The organism is Streptomyces sp. S6, from assembly GCF_054880855.1.
The window spans coordinates 1-726 of record NZ_JBTYMC010000717.1 but is presented as its reverse complement, the minus strand read 5'-3'; the positions used below and the strand labels follow the sequence as shown (position 1 = coordinate 726).

Annotated in this window: 1 protein-coding gene; it reads right to left on the bottom strand. The window is 75.5% G+C overall.

Features of this window, described 5'->3' with window-relative positions:
* Positions 1 to 726: glycosyltransferase (locus ACVNF4_RS36675; RefSeq protein ID WP_461807129.1), on the bottom strand; the 726-nt coding region annotated here is incomplete at both ends.

Sequence of the window (726 nt, the reverse complement as noted above, 5' to 3'; positions counted from 1 at the left end):
CCAGCGCGGCGGGCTCCCCGGGCGGCACCAGACAGCGGTCGGTGAGGCCGGGCGGCAGGCTCTCGCGGGCGCCGTCCACCTCGGCGAGCACCACGGGCCGCCCGCACGCCATCGCCTCCAGCGGGGCGAGCGCCATGCCCTCCCAGCGGGACGGCAGGACGACGAGATCGGCGGCCTGGTACCAGGGCACGGTGTCCTCGACGGCGCCGGTGAACGTCACCGACTCCGGGGCCCGCGCGGCGAGTCGAGCGCGATCGGGGCCGTCCCCGACGAGGACCAGCCGCGCCCCGGGCACCTCGCGGACGACCGTCTCCCAGGCCGTCAGCAGCAGGTCCTGGCCCTTCTGCCGGCACAGCCGCCCCACGCACACCACGAGGGGCGCGGCCGGGTCGGTGTCCACGGGGGCCGGGTGGAAGCGGCCGGTGTCGATGCCGTTGGGGATCACCTGATACGGCCCGGTGATGCCGGCCCGCTCCCCGGTGGCCCGCTCCCCTTCGCTCACGCACACCAGCCGGTGGGCCCAACGCGCCCCGAACCGCTCCCAGTTGAGGGCGAGCGAGGCCATCGGACCGTCGACCGCCTCGAAGGACCAGGCGTGCGGCTGGAACACCGTCGGCACCCGCCCCCGCACCGCGAGATGAACCCCAACGTCACCCGAGGCGACCGGACTTACGGCCTGCTCTCCTACCTCTACGGCCCCGGCCGCCACAACGAACACACCGACCC